This is a genomic window from Parasphingopyxis sp. (assembly GCF_052168275.1).
GTDB lineage: Bacteria > Pseudomonadota > Alphaproteobacteria > Sphingomonadales > Sphingomonadaceae > Parasphingopyxis.
The window spans coordinates 1-15,180 of record NZ_JBQLZM010000076.1 but is presented as its reverse complement, the minus strand read 5'-3'; the positions used below and the strand labels follow the sequence as shown (position 1 = coordinate 15,180).

General features: G+C 65.7%; 17 protein-coding genes. 11 read left to right on the top strand and 6 right to left on the bottom strand.

Annotation, left to right across the window (positions count from 1 at the left end; all coding sequences use genetic code 11):
• The 5 genes from atpA to ACTS1X_RS06970 all read left to right on the top strand — a co-directional run.
• Positions 1 to 1,325, top strand: a 1,325-nt coding sequence (gene atpA / locus ACTS1X_RS06990; protein ID WP_442613668.1) for a F0F1 ATP synthase subunit alpha, incomplete at its 5' end; no start/stop codon positions are given.
• 105 nt (positions 1,326 to 1,430) lie between these two features.
• Positions 1,431 to 2,306 (top strand): F0F1 ATP synthase subunit gamma, encoded by an 876-nt coding sequence (locus tag ACTS1X_RS06985; protein WP_442613667.1) that lies wholly within the window; start codon positions 1,431 to 1,433, stop codon positions 2,304 to 2,306.
• A gap of 2 nt (positions 2,307 to 2,308) precedes the next feature.
• Complete coding sequence (locus ACTS1X_RS06980; RefSeq protein ID WP_442613666.1) at positions 2,309 to 2,584, top strand: hypothetical protein; 276 nt, start codon at positions 2,309 to 2,311, stop codon at positions 2,582 to 2,584.
• Positions 2,585 to 2,619: 35 nt separating this feature from the next.
• A complete protein-coding gene (atpD, locus tag ACTS1X_RS06975) occupies positions 2,620 to 4,068 on the top strand; it encodes a F0F1 ATP synthase subunit beta (protein ID WP_442613665.1) in 1,449 nt (482 codons plus the stop codon).
• A 44-nt stretch (positions 4,069 to 4,112) separates the two neighbouring features.
• Positions 4,113 to 4,370 carry an ATP synthase F1 subunit epsilon gene (locus ACTS1X_RS06970; protein WP_442613664.1) on the top strand — a complete coding sequence of 86 codons (258 nt, stop codon included), beginning with the start codon at positions 4,113 to 4,115 and terminating at the stop codon, positions 4,368 to 4,370.
• A 28-nt stretch (positions 4,371 to 4,398) separates the two neighbouring features.
• On the opposite strand, the gene ACTS1X_RS06965 is transcribed toward ACTS1X_RS06970, so the two are convergent.
• Positions 4,399 to 5,259, bottom strand: a complete 861-nt coding sequence (locus ACTS1X_RS06965) for a PhzF family phenazine biosynthesis protein (protein WP_442613663.1) — start codon at positions 5,257 to 5,259, stop codon at positions 4,399 to 4,401.
• A 78-nt stretch (positions 5,260 to 5,337) separates the two neighbouring features.
• On the opposite strand from ACTS1X_RS06965, the gene ACTS1X_RS06960 reads away from it, so the two are divergent.
• Positions 5,338 to 5,646: an ArsR/SmtB family transcription factor gene (locus ACTS1X_RS06960; protein WP_442613662.1), complete on the top strand. Its 309-nt coding sequence runs from the start codon at positions 5,338 to 5,340 to the stop codon at positions 5,644 to 5,646.
• Here the strand turns inward: ACTS1X_RS06960 and ACTS1X_RS06955 are convergent.
• Positions 5,643 to 6,569: a DMT family transporter gene (locus ACTS1X_RS06955; RefSeq protein ID WP_442613661.1), complete on the bottom strand. Its 927-nt coding sequence runs from the start codon at positions 6,567 to 6,569 to the stop codon at positions 5,643 to 5,645. The two genes, ACTS1X_RS06960 and ACTS1X_RS06955, sit on opposite strands and share 4 nt — an antisense overlap.
• Positions 6,570 to 6,671: 102 nt before the next feature.
• Here ACTS1X_RS06955 and ACTS1X_RS06950 point away from each other — a divergent pair, with 102 nt between their 5' ends.
• Positions 6,672 to 8,198: a CpaF family protein gene (locus ACTS1X_RS06950; protein WP_442613660.1), complete on the top strand. Its 1,527-nt coding sequence runs from the start codon at positions 6,672 to 6,674 to the stop codon at positions 8,196 to 8,198.
• 12 nt (positions 8,199 to 8,210) lie between these two features.
• Here the strand turns inward: ACTS1X_RS06950 and ACTS1X_RS06945 are convergent, their stop codons facing one another.
• From ACTS1X_RS06945 to phaR, 4 genes are all read right to left on the bottom strand, one after another.
• Positions 8,211 to 9,038, bottom strand: a complete 828-nt coding sequence (locus ACTS1X_RS06945) for a TIGR03915 family putative DNA repair protein (RefSeq protein ID WP_442613659.1) — start codon at positions 9,036 to 9,038, stop codon at positions 8,211 to 8,213.
• Positions 9,038 to 10,285 carry a putative DNA modification/repair radical SAM protein gene (locus tag ACTS1X_RS06940; RefSeq protein ID WP_442613658.1) on the bottom strand — a complete coding sequence of 416 codons (1,248 nt, stop codon included), beginning with the start codon at positions 10,283 to 10,285 and terminating at the stop codon, positions 9,038 to 9,040. The genes ACTS1X_RS06945 and ACTS1X_RS06940 overlap by 1 nt, the downstream gene beginning before the upstream one ends.
• Positions 10,286 to 10,457: 172 nt before the next feature.
• Positions 10,458 to 10,643: a hypothetical protein gene (locus tag ACTS1X_RS06935; RefSeq protein ID WP_442613657.1), complete on the bottom strand. Its 186-nt coding sequence runs from the start codon at positions 10,641 to 10,643 to the stop codon at positions 10,458 to 10,460.
• Between the two features lie 7 nt (positions 10,644 to 10,650).
• On the bottom strand, positions 10,651 to 11,205 hold the full coding sequence (gene phaR, locus ACTS1X_RS06930) for a polyhydroxyalkanoate synthesis repressor PhaR (protein ID WP_442613656.1): 555 nt from the start codon (positions 11,203 to 11,205) through the stop codon (positions 10,651 to 10,653).
• Between the two features lie 88 nt (positions 11,206 to 11,293).
• Between phaR and ACTS1X_RS06925 the strand changes: the two genes are divergently transcribed.
• The 4 genes from ACTS1X_RS06925 to ACTS1X_RS06910 all read left to right on the top strand — a co-directional run bounded on the left by ACTS1X_RS06925 (position 11,294) and on the right by ACTS1X_RS06910 (position 15,086).
• Entirely contained in the window at positions 11,294 to 12,283 is a 990-nt protein-coding gene (locus ACTS1X_RS06925) for an alpha/beta fold hydrolase (RefSeq protein ID WP_442613655.1), read from the top strand.
• Between the two features lie 135 nt (positions 12,284 to 12,418).
• Positions 12,419 to 13,591, top strand: a complete 1,173-nt coding sequence (locus ACTS1X_RS06920; protein ID WP_442613654.1) for an acetyl-CoA C-acetyltransferase — start codon at positions 12,419 to 12,421, stop codon at positions 13,589 to 13,591.
• Between the two features lie 46 nt (positions 13,592 to 13,637).
• Positions 13,638 to 14,204 (top strand): hypothetical protein, encoded by a 567-nt coding sequence (locus ACTS1X_RS06915; protein WP_442613653.1) that lies wholly within the window; start codon positions 13,638 to 13,640, stop codon positions 14,202 to 14,204.
• A 63-nt stretch (positions 14,205 to 14,267) separates the two neighbouring features.
• Entirely contained in the window at positions 14,268 to 15,086 is an 819-nt protein-coding gene (locus ACTS1X_RS06910; protein ID WP_442613652.1) for a hypothetical protein, read from the top strand.
• Positions 15,087 to 15,180 lie beyond the last annotated feature (94 nt).

Sequence of the window (15,180 nt, the reverse complement as noted above, 5' to 3'; positions counted from 1 at the left end):
ACAATGTCGGCGTCGTGATCTTCGGCTCGGACGCCGAGATCAAGGAAGGCGACACCGTCAAGCGCACCGAGACGATCGTCGACGTTCCGGTCGGCAAGGGCCTGTTGGGGCGCGTCGTCGACGGCCTCGGCAACCCGATCGACGGCAAGGGTCCGATCGAGGCGACCGAGCGCAAGCGGGTGGAAGTCAAGGCGCCGGGCATCATCCCGCGCAAATCGGTGCACGAGCCCGTCCAGTCCGGCCTCAAGGCGATCGACGCCCTGGTTCCCGTCGGACGCGGCCAGCGCGAGCTGATCATCGGCGACCGCCAGACCGGCAAGACCGCCGTCGCGATCGACACCTTCATCAACCAGAAGAACAACAATGCCGGCGATGACGAGAGCAAGAAGCTCTACTGCATCTATGTCGCCGTCGGCCAGAAGCGCTCGACGGTCGCGCAGATCGTCCGCCAGCTCGAAGAGAATGGCGCGATGGAATATTCGATCGTCGTCGCCGCGACCGCGTCCGAGCCGGCCCCGCTCCAGTATCTGGCGCCCTATACCGGCTGCACGATGGGCGAATATTTCCGCGACAATGGCATGCACAGCTGCATCGTCTATGACGATCTCTCCAAGCAGGCGGTCGCCTATCGCCAGATGTCGCTGCTGCTGCGCCGCCCGCCGGGCCGCGAAGCCTATCCGGGCGACGTCTTCTATCTCCACTCCCGCCTGCTCGAGCGCGCGGCGAAGATGAACGAGGACAATGGCGCCGGTTCGATGACCGCGCTGCCGATCATCGAGACTCAGGCGGGCGACGTGTCGGCCTATATTCCGACCAACGTCATCTCGATCACCGACGGTCAGATCTTCCTCGAAACCGACCTCTTCTTCCAGGGCATCCGCCCGGCCATCAACGTCGGCCTCTCGGTCAGCCGTGTCGGCTCGGCCGCCCAGACCAAGGCGATGAAGAAGGTGTCCGGCTCGATCAAGCTGGAACTGGCCCAGTATCGCGAGATGGCGGCCTTCGCCCAGTTCGGTTCGGACCTCGACGCCTCGACGCAGAAGCTGCTCAACCGCGGCGAACGGCTGACCGAGCTGCTGAAGCAGAAGCAGTTCTCGCCGATGCCGATGGAAGAGCAGGTCGCCTCGATCTTCGCCGGGACGCAGGGCTATCTCGACGGCATCGCCACCGACCAGGTCACGCATTTCGAGGAAAGCTTCCTCGCCCATATGCGCGCCGATCATGCCGATGTGCTGGCGACGATCCGCGACACCGAGAAACTGGAAGACGATACGGCCGACAAGCTGAAATCGATCCTCGACGCTTTCGTGAAGACCTTCGCCTAAGGAATTGAAACAAAGCCGTTAGTCCTGAGCCCGTCGAAGGACGCCTATCAATCGGAGAAGCGGGCTTCGACAAGCTCAGCCCTAACGGAGTAAGCAAGAGAGACTATGGCCAGTCTGAAAGAACTCAAGGATCGGATCGGGTCGGTCAAATCGACCCAGAAGATCACCAAGGCCAAGCAGATGGTCGCCGCCGCCAAGCTCCGCAAGGCGCAGGCGGCCGCCGAGTCCGCGCGCCCCTATGCCGAACGGCTGGAAAGCGTGATGACGAGCCTGGCCTCCAAGGTGTCGATCAGCGCGGACACGCCGAAGCTGCTCGCCGGCACCGGCAAGAAGCAGAAACACCTGCTCGTCGTCGCGACGTCGGACCGCGGCCTGTGCGGCGCGTTCAACACCAATATTGTCAAGGAAGCGCGGCAAAAGGCCGAGGCGCTGAAGGCCGAAGGCAAGGATGTCGCCTTCTACCTGATCGGCAAGAAGGCAAAGCCGATCATCAACCGCTTCTATCCGGGCACGATCGATCATCATTTCGACACCGGCGATATCAAGAACCCGCATTATGACGATGCGAAGGAGATAACCGAGGATCTGGTCGCCCGGCTCGACAGGAACGAGTTCGACGTCGCCTGGCTCTTCTATTCCAAGTTCAAGTCCGCGCTGGTGCAGGAACCGCAGACCCAGCAGATCATCCCCGTCCCGGTCGACGAGGATGCGGACGCGACGAGCGCGGTCGCGGTCGAGTATGAACCCGACGAGGAGGAAATCCTCTCCGAACTGCTCCCGCGCAACCTGTCGATCCAGCTGTTCCGCGCGCTGCTCGAAAACGCCGCATCCGAACAGGGCGCGTCGATGACCGCGATGGACAACGCCACGCGCAACGCCGGCGAGCTGATCGACAAGCTGACCATCGAATATAACCGCAGCCGCCAGGCCGCGATCACCACCGAACTCGTAGAAATCATCTCGGGCGCGGAGGCTCTGTAGATATGGCTGAAGAGTATATCCCTGTTCAGTATCACGCAGAGTTTTATATAAACTCTACCCTTAGCGACCCAATTGCTAGTTTCAGCGCTTCGACTCCTTTTGGCGCAATGTCAGTTGGCGACTATGTTGACGGACGCTCCTTCGCCGATGCTGGTCATGTTGCTAGACAACTCCGGATCACTGGACTTGAACATATTTTCTGGGAAATCGAAAATTCTCATTTCGGCCATAAATTAATGGTCGTGCTAGAAGAACTTGACGCAGCCCAAGCGGACTAAATTCCGAATATCAAACGATAAATAGGACTGAAAAAATGGCCACCACCACCAACAATGTCGGCACGATCAGCCAGGTCATCGGCGCCGTTGTCGACGTCAGCTTCCCCAACGAGCTGCCCGAGATCCTGTCGGCGCTCGAGACCGACAATCACGGCAACCGCCTCGTGCTCGAGGTCGCCCAGCATCTCGGCGAGAACATGGTCCGCACGATCGCGATGGACGCGACCGAGGGCCTGGTGCGCGGTCAGGAAGTGACCGACACGGGCAACCAGATCGCCATGCCGGTCGGCCCGAAGACGCTCGGCCGCATCATGAACGTCATCGGCGAGCCGATCGACGAGCTCGGCCCGATCGGCGCGGAAACCACCGCTCCCATCCATGCCGAAGCCCCGCCGTTCGTCGACCAGTCGACCGACAACGAGATCCTCGTCACCGGCATCAAGGTCGTCGACCTGCTCGCGCCCTATGCCAAGGGCGGCAAGATCGGCCTGTTCGGCGGCGCCGGCGTCGGCAAGACCGTGCTGATCCAGGAGCTGATCAACAACATCGCCAAGGGCCATGGCGGCACCTCGGTGTTCGCGGGCGTCGGCGAGCGCACCCGCGAGGGCAACGATCTCTATCACGAATTCCTCGATGCTGGCGTCATCGCCAAGGACGAGAACGGCGTCGCGACGTCGGAAGGCTCGAAAGTGGCCCTCGTCTACGGCCAGATGAACGAGCCGCCGGGCGCCCGCGCCCGCGTCGCGCTGTCGGGCCTGACCATCGCCGAATATTTCCGCGACCAGGAAGGCCAGGACGTGCTCTTCTTCGTCGACAACATCTTCCGCTTCACCCAGGCGGGTTCGGAAGTGTCCGCTCTGCTGGGCCGTATTCCCTCGGCCGTGGGCTATCAGCCGACCCTCTCGACCGACATGGGCAACCTGCAGGAGCGGATTACCTCGACCAACAAGGGTTCGATCACCTCGGTGCAGGCGATCTACGTGCCGGCGGACGACCTTACCGACCCGGCGCCGGCCACCTCCTTCGCCCACCTGGACGCCACGACCGTGCTGTCGCGCGCAATTTCCGAGCTCGGCATCTACCCGGCCGTGGACCCGCTGGATTCGACCAGCCGCGTTCTCGAGCCGCGCGTCGTCGGCCAGGAGCATTACGAAACGGCCCGCGCCGTCCAAGAAACGCTGCAGCGCTACAAGTCGCTCCAGGACATCATCGCCATTCTCGGCATGGACGAGCTGTCGGAAGAAGATAAGCTGATCGTGGCGCGCGCGCGCAAGATCCAGCGCTTCCTGTCGCAGCCCTTCCACGTCGCCGAAGTCTTCACCGGCAAGCCGGGCATCTTCGTCGAACTCGAGGACACGATCCGCTCGTTCAAGGAAGTCGTCGAAGGCAAGCATGACGACCTGCCCGAAGCCGCCTTCTACATGGTCGGCGGCATCGACGATGTCCGCGAGCGCGCCCGCGAACTGGCTGCGGACGCGGCCTAACCTTCTAAAGCCCCTCCCCCGCGCGGGAGGGGCGGAGATATCGAATGGCTCTCAATTTCGAACTCGTCACGCCGGAAAAGCTCCTCCGCTCGGAGGAAGTGCATATGGTCGTCGTGCCCGGCACCGAGGGCGATTTCGGCGTGCTCGAGCGCCATGCGCCGGTCATGTCGACGATCCGTGACGGCGATATCTCGATCTACAAGACCGCCGGCGCGGAGCCGGAGACGATCAAGGTCGAGGGCGGCTTCGCCGAGGTCAACGACAAGGGGCTGACGATCCTCGCCGAACGGGTCGTCGAGTAAGGCTAGCCGCCCCTCCCCGCTGCGGATCTCACAGGCGCAGCGTTCCTTCGATACAGGTCACCGCGACACCGCCGACATGGATGCCATGCTCGTCGACGCGGATCGCGACGCGGCCGTCGCGGCCGACCTGGCGGCCCTGGCTCGCGCGATAGCTGTCGCCGGCGGCGATCTGGCCGTCCTCGAACCGATAGGCGGCGACCGCGCCGTTGCCGCTGCCGCACACCGGATCCTCCATCGTGAGATCGGCGGGCGCGAACGACCGCACAACGGCCTCGCCGTCCGGTCGCACCGCGAATACCGTCAGGCCCGCCCGTGCATGGCGCAGCGAATAGGCGGCCAGCCTTTGCAGATCGGGCTGCAACCGCTCGACCGCCTCCGCTTCGGCGAGTTCGGCGATCATCCATGTCGGGCCGACATTGACCGCCATCGGCGGGCCGCGCAGCGCGGCCGCCGCTCCGATGATCGCCCGCAGATCTTCCGGTTCCGGCGCCGGTTCGACATGGTGGGGCGGCAGCCGGAAACTCAGCCCCTCGCGGCGCCAGTCCCCGGCGACGGCGAGATCGACCAGCCCGACCTTGCATTGCTGGACCAGCCTGCCCTCCCGCGCCTCGGCGATACCCGCTTCGAGAACCGCATGGGCGGTGCCGATGGTCGGATGGCCGGCAAAGGGCATCTCGGACCGCGGCGTGAAGATCCGCACCCGATAGTCCGCACCGTCCGCGCTGGGCGGCAGCACGAACGTCGTTTCCGAAAGGTTGGTCCAGGCGGCGAACCGCTGCATCGCGGCGGTGTCCATGCCGTCCGCATCGAGAACCACGGCCACCGGATTGCCGAGCAGCGGCACCGCGGTGAAAACATCGACTTGCTTGAAGGAACGGGTTTCGGCCATTGTCTTGCTCCGGAACATCATGGGACGAATCCTATATATTGTAATATCGCAATATTACAATATATATCACAGGCACGAATGACCGATCTTCTCGACAGGCAACTCAAGGCGATCGCCAACCCGCACAGACGCGAGATACTGGGCTGGCTCAAGGAGCCCCGCGCGCATTTCCGGGAGCAGACGGACGGCGATCTCGTCGAGGACGGGGTTTGCGCGCTGCTGATCGGCGAAAAGCTCGAACTGGCCCAGCCGACCACCGCACAGCATCTCAGGCTGCTGGTCGACGCCGACCTGCTGACCCCCAAACGGGTCAAGCAATGGACCTTCTACCGGCGCAACGAGGCGGCATTCGAAACGCTGCGCGCGGCGGTCGCCGAGCGGCTCTAGACGGCGCGCCGCTGGCGGTTCCAGAGCCACAGCCCCGCGCCGATGATCAGCGCCGCGCCGCCCAGCGCCAGGGGATCGGGATAATCGCCGTAGAACAGCATCCCGATCGCGACCGCGATGAGCAGCTGGACATAGACCATCGGCGCGGTGACCGCGGCCGAGGCCTTGGTCGTCGCGAGATAGATCAGCCAGTGGCTGGCGGATGCGGTCACCGCGACCAGCGCGCAGCGGGCGACGATCGTCCAGTCCGGAACCGGCACGCGCAGCGCCTCGACGCCCGAAAAATGGCCGACGACCGCCGCACCGATCAGGAACGGCGCGGCGATCGCCGAAATCAGGAACTGCATGAGCAGGGCCGATCCGGCGCCGGCGACCATCCGGTTGAACACCATCATCAGCGACAGGCCGACCGCCGCGCCGATCGGCAACAGGACCGCCCAGCCGAGATCGGCGACATTGGGCCGGAGCACGAGCAGGACTCCGCCAAAGGCAAGCATCGTCGCCGCCCAGGCCGCGCGCGGCATCCGTTCCGCCAGGATCAGCGCCGAAAACAGCGCCGTCAGCATCGGCGAGGTGAACTGGATGGCCGTCGCGTCGGCCAGCGGCATCAGGAAGATCGCGCTGAAAAAGGCCAGCGTCGCGAACGCCACCGCGGTGCCCCGTCCGAGCTGCGCCCAGGGCATCGGCATCCGGAGTCCCTGCCGGCCTTCGACCGCGAGCAGCATGCCCAGCAGGCCGGCCGCGCCGAGCGTGTAGCGCAGGGCAGCGACGGCCGTGCCCGGCCATTCACCGGCGATCGACTTGATGATTCCGTCGCCGACCGACAGGAACGCGAAGCCGGCAAGGGCGATCAGCAGGCCGGTTGCCGGCGAATCGCCCGTATCGCCGGTTTTTTGCGGATTTTCCGGGGTTTTCAGGGTCATCGCCTCCCTTTGACGGCTATTAGCTAATTGTCAAAGTTTTCAATCTATTCACCATGTCGAACAGGGCTCGCGAACGGCGGGCAAATCGTATTGAGGGATGGGATGAGCGCATTTGGACGAAAAGGCGGCGGGCAGAAACCTTCCTTCGGCGTAGCCCGACCGATGAAGGGTGGCGGCACCCCGGTGCCGCAATCCGCGCCCGATGAGGAAGAACCGCAGGGCGGCGAGCAATTCCCGCCGATCGAAGCGCTCGACCTTCCGGGCGTCGAGGATGACGGATCGCTTCCGATTGCCGAACCCGATGCGATGTCCAAGCTCAACGACCGCGCCAACGCGGTCACCGAAGCCGTCGAGGAAGCCCAGGGCTTCGAGGCCTCGGTTCACAAGATCAAGGAACAGGTGCTGCCGCGCCTGCTCGAACGCGTCGATCCGGAGGCCGCGTCCACACTGACCAAGACCGAGCTTGCCGAGGAATTCCGGCCGATCATCTCCGAGGTGCTCGCCGAACTGAAGATCACGCTGAACCGGCGCGAACAGTTCGCGCTCGAAAAGGTACTGGTCGACGAACTGCTCGGCCTCGGACCGCTCGAGGAACTGCTCTCCGATCCGGATATCAACGACATCATGGTGAACGGCCCCGAGCAGACCTATGTCGAGCGCAAGGGCAAGCTCGAACTCGCCAAGATCAAGTTCCGCGACGAGGACCATCTGCTCCAGATCGCCCAGCGCATCTGCAACTCGGTCGGCCGCCGCGTCGACCAGACCACCCCGCTCGCCGACGCCCGTCTCGCCGACGGCTCGCGTGTGAACGTGATCGTGCCGCCGCTGTCGCTGCGCGGCACCGCGATCTCGATTCGCAAATTCTCCGACAAGCCGATCACCATCGACATGATGAAGGATTTCGGCTCGATGTCCGACAAGATGGCGACCTTCCTCAAGGTCGCCGGCGCCAGCCGCTTCAACGTCGTCATCTCGGGCGGCACGGGCTCGGGCAAGACGACGATGCTCAACGCCATGTCGAAGATGATCGACCCGGGCGAGCGCGTGCTGACGATCGAGGACGCGGCCGAGCTTCGCCTGCAACAGCCGCACTGGCTGCCGCTCGAAACCCGCCCCGCAAACCTCGAGGGCAAGGGCGAAATCTCGATCGGCGACCTTGTTAAGAACGCCCTGCGTATGCGCCCCGATCGTATCATCCTCGGCGAGATTCGCGGCGCGGAGTGTTTCGACCTGCTCGCCGCCATGAACACGGGCCATGACGGCTCCATGTGTACGCTCCACTCCAACAGCCCGCGCGAATGCCTCGGCCGTATGGAAAACATGGTGATGATGGGCGACATCAAGATCCCGAAGGAAGCGATCTCGAAACAGATCGCCGACTCGGTCGACCTCATCATCCAAGTGAAGCGTCTGCGCGACGGTTCGCGCCGGACGACCAACATTACCGAGGTAATCGGGATGGAAGGCGACGTCATCGTCACGCAGGAGCTGTTCAAGTTCGAATATACGGGCGAGGATGACGACGGGAAGATCGTCGGCGAATATCGCTCGATGGGCCTGCGCCCCTATACGCTCGACAAGGCCAAGGCCTACGGTTTCGAACAGCCCTGTCTCGAGGCCTGCCTCTAGGGCATTTCCTTCTCAGCGGCGCCGCGCGATCCGTTTCGACAGCGGGTTCGGCTCCGTCACGCCCGTTTCGCGCATCGCCGCCATGCGATCCCCGGCCCCGGCGATCAGGCCCGGGATCAGGTCCGCCTCGGGCAGGTTGCGCCAGTATTTCTTCGGCATCTCCGCCGTCATCGCCTTCACCTTCAGCCGCGCCGGATTGAAGATCGCGGCGAAATAGACCTTCCATTCCGCCTCGACGATATCGGCATCGGGCACGTCCCGCCGCGATGCGCCGGGGCCGTAGCGCAGCGCGCCACCCTGCCAGACCGCCGAGCGGTCGGGCGTCAGGATCGCCCAGTCCATGTTGGGGAAACGGCGGACGAAGAAAGGCGTCGCGAGCTCGACGATCCGGTGGTCGGGTTCGAACCAGGCGGCGAACCGTTCGCGCCCGTCCCGCTCGCCGAGTTTCCGGAAGCGGACGAACGCATGCATCTTGTGCCGGTCCCGCCGGATCGCCTTGGCGCGTTTCATCGCCCAGTCGACATCGGGATCGGCGGCGTTGGCCAGCAGCCCGGGCTCGCCCTGCAGCCGGACCAGCAACCGGTACAGCCGCGCGAACCGCTCCGCATCGCGATGGCAGATCACCTCGCGGCTCAGCGTCAGGAAGCGGCGCGGCGCACGGATCGCGACCATGGGCTGTGCCGGGCTGCGCCCCTCCTCCTCGCCCGCGAAGAGACCGCGCTGCGCCTCCCCGCACCGCCAGTCGACCGCTTCGGGCGGCACGCCTTGCGCGCACAGCGCCCGCGCCGCGGCGCGCCATCCCGTCCAGTCGGTGGGCGAGGCAAGCGGGACGACGGGCATCAGAACAGGGAGAGCTGCTCGGCCGGCGGCGCGAGCCGCGCGGCGAGCCCGGGGCTGTCGGTCAGCGATCCGGGCGACCAGTCCGCCGCCTCGATGAAGGGCAGCAGTTTCTTCACCGACGTCGTGAGCCGGGCGAGGTCGTCGAGCCGCAGCCGCGCATGGCGGCGCGCCGCGAGCAGCTTGCCGATCGCCACCGGGCCGAGCCCGGGAACGCGGAGCAGCGTCTCGCGCGGCGCGCGATTGACGTCGACCGGAAACCATTCGCGATGGACGAGCGCCCAGGCGAGCTTGGGATCGATCGCGGGATCGAGCATCCCCTGCGTGGCGCCGTCCATGATCTCGTCGACCCCGAAACCGTAGAAGCGCAGCATCCAGTCCGCCTGGTAGAGCCGGTGTTCGCGCACCAGCGGGGGGCGGACCGGCGGCAGGTCGGCCGAGGCGTCCGGGATCGGGCTGTAGGCCGAATAATAGACGCGCCGGAGCCGGTAGGCGCCGTACAGCTCGGTCGACGAGGTCAGGATCTGCCGGTCGTCCGACCCGTCCGCGCCGACGATCATCTGGGTCGACTGGCCGCCCGGCGCGAAGCGCGGCGGCCTGGCGCGGCGCAGCAGCCGGGATTGGCGGGCGTGCCGGTTCTCGTCGATGCCACTGCGCACGTCGCCCATCGCCTTGCGGATCGTCGCGGCGGATTTTTCGGGCGCGTAGTGGCGCAGACCCTCGGCGCGCGGCAGTTCGATATTGATCGACAGCCGGTCGGCATGGCGGCCCGCCGCCGTGATCAGCTCGGGCGACGCCTCGGGAATCGATTTGAGGTGGATGTAACCGAGAAAGCCGTGATCCTCGCGCAGGCACCGCGCCACCTCGACGATCTGCTCCATCGTATAGTCGGGCGAGCGGATGATGCCCGAGGAGAGGAACAGCCCCTCGATATAGTTGCGCTTGTAAAAATCGAGCGTCAGCCGGACCAGCTCGTCGGGCGTGAAGCGCGCGCGCTCGACATTGGAGGAGACGCGGTTGACGCAATAGCGGCAATCGAAGGTGCAGAAATTGGTCAGCAACACCTTGAGCAGCGAGATGCACCGCCCGTCCGGCGCATAGGCGTGGCAGATCCCCATCCCTTCGGTCGACCCGACGCCCTTGGTGCCGATCGCATTGCGCCTGCTCGTGCCCGACGAGGCGCAGGAGGCGTCATATTTCGCCGCGTCCGCCAATATGCCGAGCTTCTCGATGATGGTCTTCGCCGCCATGGGCCGAGCCTATGAAAGGCCTTGGAACATAGCAAGAACATTTGCTAATTCGGACGGCGGCGCTTGCGCCCAGGATCCGTCATCGCTTCGTCGCTGCGCTCCTCGCAATGACGGATCCTGGGCGCAATGTCGGCATGTATCGCGAGTGATCGCGGCCCTTGCTTCCGGGGCCTCAGAGCCCGAATCCGAGGATCGCCATCATCAGCGCGCCGACCAGGGCCAGCACCATCACGAGCGGCCAGTTGACCCAGCCCACATGATCGAGATGCTCGCGATGGTTGCGGCGATGGTCCATCCAGCCGGCAGCCCCGGCGATCACCAGAAGGGCGATCGCCGCGGCGAAATAGGGATTGTCCAAGACGTGCCTATTTGCTGAGTTTTTCGATCTGTTCCTGCAGCTGCGCCAGCTGTTCCTTCAGCGCATCGACCTCGGCGTCGCGATGGCTTTCCGCCTCGGCCGGCACATCCTTCTTGATCGATTTCTGAAAGGCGCCGGCCGCGGCCTCGAACATTTCCATGTTGCGGCGCGCGATCTCGCCGAACGGGCCCGAGCCCAGCGCGCCTTCCATGGCGTCTCGGAACTTGGCCTGGTTGCGCTGGAACGCCTCCATCGAGGCTTCGAGATATTGCGGCACCATCGCCGACATCGAATTGCCGTACATGCCGATCAGGTCGCGCAGGAAGCTTACCGGCAGCATGTTCTGCCCATGGCTTTCCTCATCCATGATGATCTGGGTGAGGACGCCGCGCGTGATGTCGTCGCCGCTCTTCGCGTCGATGACCTGGAAGTCGCGCTTCTCGCGGATCATGTCGCCCAGATGGTCGAGCGTGATGTAACTGGAACTTTCGGTGTTATAGAGGCGCCGGTTGGCGTATTTCTTGATGATGACCGTGTCGGAATCGGAACCGGATTTAGCCATGAAAATGTCTCCAAATGTTGGGGCCGGCTTAGCACCGGGAGATAGTGCACTGCAACACAAACCCCGACCGCTCCCGCTTTTCCTCGATTTGCTGCGCAGCGAAACCGCAGCATCGCCCGAGCGGATGGCGGCCGCGCTCGCCGGCCTCAAGGCCTATCAGCACGCCGAGCGCCCGCCCGCGCCGCCGGCCGTTCCGGTCGTGGCCGAAGCGGGCCGGGCGCGGCTGCTCGACTATGGCGGCGACGGTCCCGCCGCGATCTTCGTCCCGTCGCTGATCAACCCGCCGACCATCCTCGACCTCGCCGAAGACAATTCGCTGCTGCGCTGGCTCAGCGGCCGGGGCGTGCGTCCCCTCCTCGTCGACTGGGGCGCGCCGGGCCCGGACGGGGCCGACCTGACCGTCGCCGGCCATGTCGAAACGCTGCTGCTGCCGCTGATCGATGCGCTGGACGAACCCGCGCATCTGGTCGGCTATTGCCTCGGCGGGACGATGGCGGTCGCCGCGGCGGCCCTGCACCCGCCCCTCTCGCTGACCAGCATGGCCGCGCCCTGGCGGTTCGACGGTTTCCCGGACGAAGCGCGCGCGGGCCTCCGGCATCTCTGGGAGAATGCCGAACCGGCGGCGCGCGAGATCGGCGCGCTGCCGATGGAGGTGCTGCAGACCGGCTTCTGGAAACTCGACCCGGCCCGCACGGTCAGCAAGTTCGAGATGTTCGGGCGGCTCGATCCCGGCAGCGACAAGGCGCGCGCCTTCGTGGCGCTCGAGGACTGGGCCAATGACGGGCCGCCGCTGACCCATGGCGCGGGGCGCGAACTCGTCGAGGACCTGTTCTGCGGCAATGCGACCGGCGAGGGACGCTGGACGGTCGCCGGCACGGTCATCGATCCCGCCGCCCTGCCCTGCCCGATGCTCGATATCGTCTCGACCAGCGACCGGATCGTGCCGGAGGCGACGGCCGCGCGCGCCGGCGAGGTGCTGACGCTCGCCCAGGGCCATGTCGGGATGGTCGTCGGCAGCCGCGGCCGGGCCGCCTTGTGGGAGCCGCTCGCAAATTGGCTTTCGCAGGTGCAGCATTGATGATAGGGCATTGGCCGGTCAATTGCCGTTAGGGCTGAGCTTGTCGAAGCCCGATTATCCGTCCGAAAAACGCCCTTCGACACGCTCAGGGCTAACGGAATTTTGATAACACCAAGAGCCCAGGAGTCGCCTTCCATGTCCGATATCGTCATCACCGCCGCCAAGCGCACCCCCGTCGGCAGCTTTCTCGGCGCCTTTGCGACCACGCCCGCGCACGAGCTGGGCCGCGTCGCGATCGAGGCGGCGCTCGCGCAATCCGGCGTTGCGCCCGAGGAGGTCTCCGAAGTCGTGATGGGCCAGGTGCTCACCGCCGGCGAAGGCCAGAACCCGGCGCGCCAGGCCTCGATGGCCGCGGGCGTGCCGAAGGAAATCCCGGCCTGGGGCGTCAACCAGGTCTGCGGATCGGGCCTGCGCGCGGTCGCCATCGCGAGCCAGCAGGTCGCGACCGGCGACGCCGCGATCGTCGTCGCGGGCGGGCAGGAGAATATGTCGATGAGCCCGCACTGCCAGAATATGCGCGCCGGCACCAAGATGGGGCCGATCGGCCTGGTCGACACGATGATCAAGGACGGGCTGACCGACGTCTTCAACGACTATCACATGGGCATCACCGCCGAAAATCTCGCCGAACGCTACCAGATCACGCGCGAGGAGCAGGACGCGTTCGCCACGCTCTCGCAGAACAATGCCGAGCGCGCCCGCGCCGACGGCCGCTTCACCGACGAGATCGCGCCGGTCACCGTTGCCCATCGCAAGGGCGAGACGGTCGTCGCCGACGACGAATATATCCGGCCGGGCGTGACCGCGGAAAGCCTGTCGGGCCTCCGCCCCGCCTTCAGGAAGGACGGCACGGTGACCGCCGCCAATGCCAGCGGCATCAACGACGGCGCGGCGGCGCTGGTCGTCATGTCGGCGGACGAAGCGGCGCGCCGCGGCGCGCCCGTGCTCGCCCGGATCGCGAGTTGGGCCTCGGCCGGCGTCGACCCGTCGATCATGGGCATCGGCCCGGTTCCCGCCACCAAGCGCGCGCTCGAAAAGGCCGGCTGGTCGATCGGCGATCTCGACCTGATCGAGGCCAACGAGGCCTTTGCGGCGCAGGCGCTGTCGGTCGGCAAGGAACTGGGCTGGGATCCGGACAAGGTGAACGTCAATGGCGGCGCGATCGCGATCGGCCATCCGATCGGCGCCTCGGGCGCCCGCGTCCTGACGACCCTGCTCTACGAGATGGGCAAGCGCGACGCGCACAAGGGCCTCGCCACTTTGTGCATCGGCGGCGGCATGGGCATCGCGATGTGCGTGGAGCGGTAGCCGCCCAGCCTCCCGGGTCCGGGGCAAAGCTCAGGCCGGGCGCCGCATGACCGAATATCTGGTCCTGTTCGCGATCGTGCTGGGGATCAACCTGATGCCGGCCTTCGGCCCGCCGACCTGGTCGGTGATCGTGCTGTACGGCTTGCAGAGCGACCAGCCGGTGCCGGCGATCGTGCTCACCGCCGCGTCGGCGGCCGCGCTCGGCCGGTTCCTGCTCGCCCATGGCTTCCGGCTGATCGGCGACCGGCTGTCGGACAAAACCCGCGCCAATCTCGCCGCCGCGCGCGCGGCGGTGGAGCAGAACCGCCGCAACGCGATCCTCGCGCTCGGCCTGTTCGCGCTTTCCCCGGTTCCCTCGGCGCAGCTGTTCGAGGCGGCGGGCCTCGCCCGGGTGAAGCTGCTCGGCTTCACCGCGGCCTTTTTCGTCGGCCGGACGATATCCTATTCGATCTATGCGCTCGGCGCGTACGGGATCCGCAACTCGAATCTCGGCGACTTGTTCGTCGACCATCTGACGAGCCCGGTCGGGATCGCGATCCAGGTCGGGATGATCGTCCTGCTCGTGCTGTTCGCGCGGCTCGACTGGGCGAGGATCCTCGCGAAGAAGGATTGACATATGCGTATTGCCGACATAATACAGTGAACCAATAACAAACGAAAAGTTTGAGGTTCAGGAATGTTCAAGGAAATCGCCCTCATGGGCGCGGCCGCGCTCGTCGCCGCCGCAGGATTCGGCGCCAGCCCCTTTGGCGGCGGCGAACCGGAAGCGGCCGAGGGCCGCATCTACCATTATGTCCGCAGCAACCGCGACGGCAGCGACGCCGAAAATGTCTATGTCTATCGCGCGGCATCCAACCGGCTCGAGGTCTACAGGGCCAGCGGCCGCTGCACCGACGCCACCTTCGTGACGGCCTGGGTCGATGCCGAGACGGGACGCGCGGCCGTCGCCAGTGGCGGGCGGCTGATGCCCGAGGCGCGGCACGAGAATTTCACGACGATCGCCTATGACGGCGCCGCGACGATGCTGCGCACCGAGGCCGCGCTGCCCGGCCGGATGGTCCGCCAGCAGGTCCGCGTCGAGGAACCGGTCTTCCATCTCTACGATTTCGACCTCGCCACGCTGTCGCTGCAGACCATGGCGCTCGCCGATCGGCGCTCCGATTTCTCCTTCGGCCTCCCGCTGATCCGGACCGAGCCGGAAGACGGGCGGTACGTCCGCCATCTCGGCCGGGCCGATGCCGTCTATGTCGGCGAGGAAGACTATCAGGGCACGGCGGCGCTGCGCTTCGAGGTTGGCGGCCCGGCGCTCGGCGACAAGGGCGGTCCGCTCTGGATCGACGCGGACTCCGGTCATGTGCTGGGCGCGGCATGGGGCGTTCCCAACCATGCCGGGATGGAGGATTTCGCGATCCGCCTCGCGGAGATCGAGGATGGCGGCGAGGCCGGCTGGCAGGCGCTGCTGACGGCCCATTTCGAGGGCTGCCCGACGGTCTGATTGTCAGTGCGATTGTCAGACCTTCGGCTTCGCCTCAGGCGCGGCACCGGCCCGCACCCCCTCCCGGCCTCCCATTGAGTGTACCCTGTTGGGA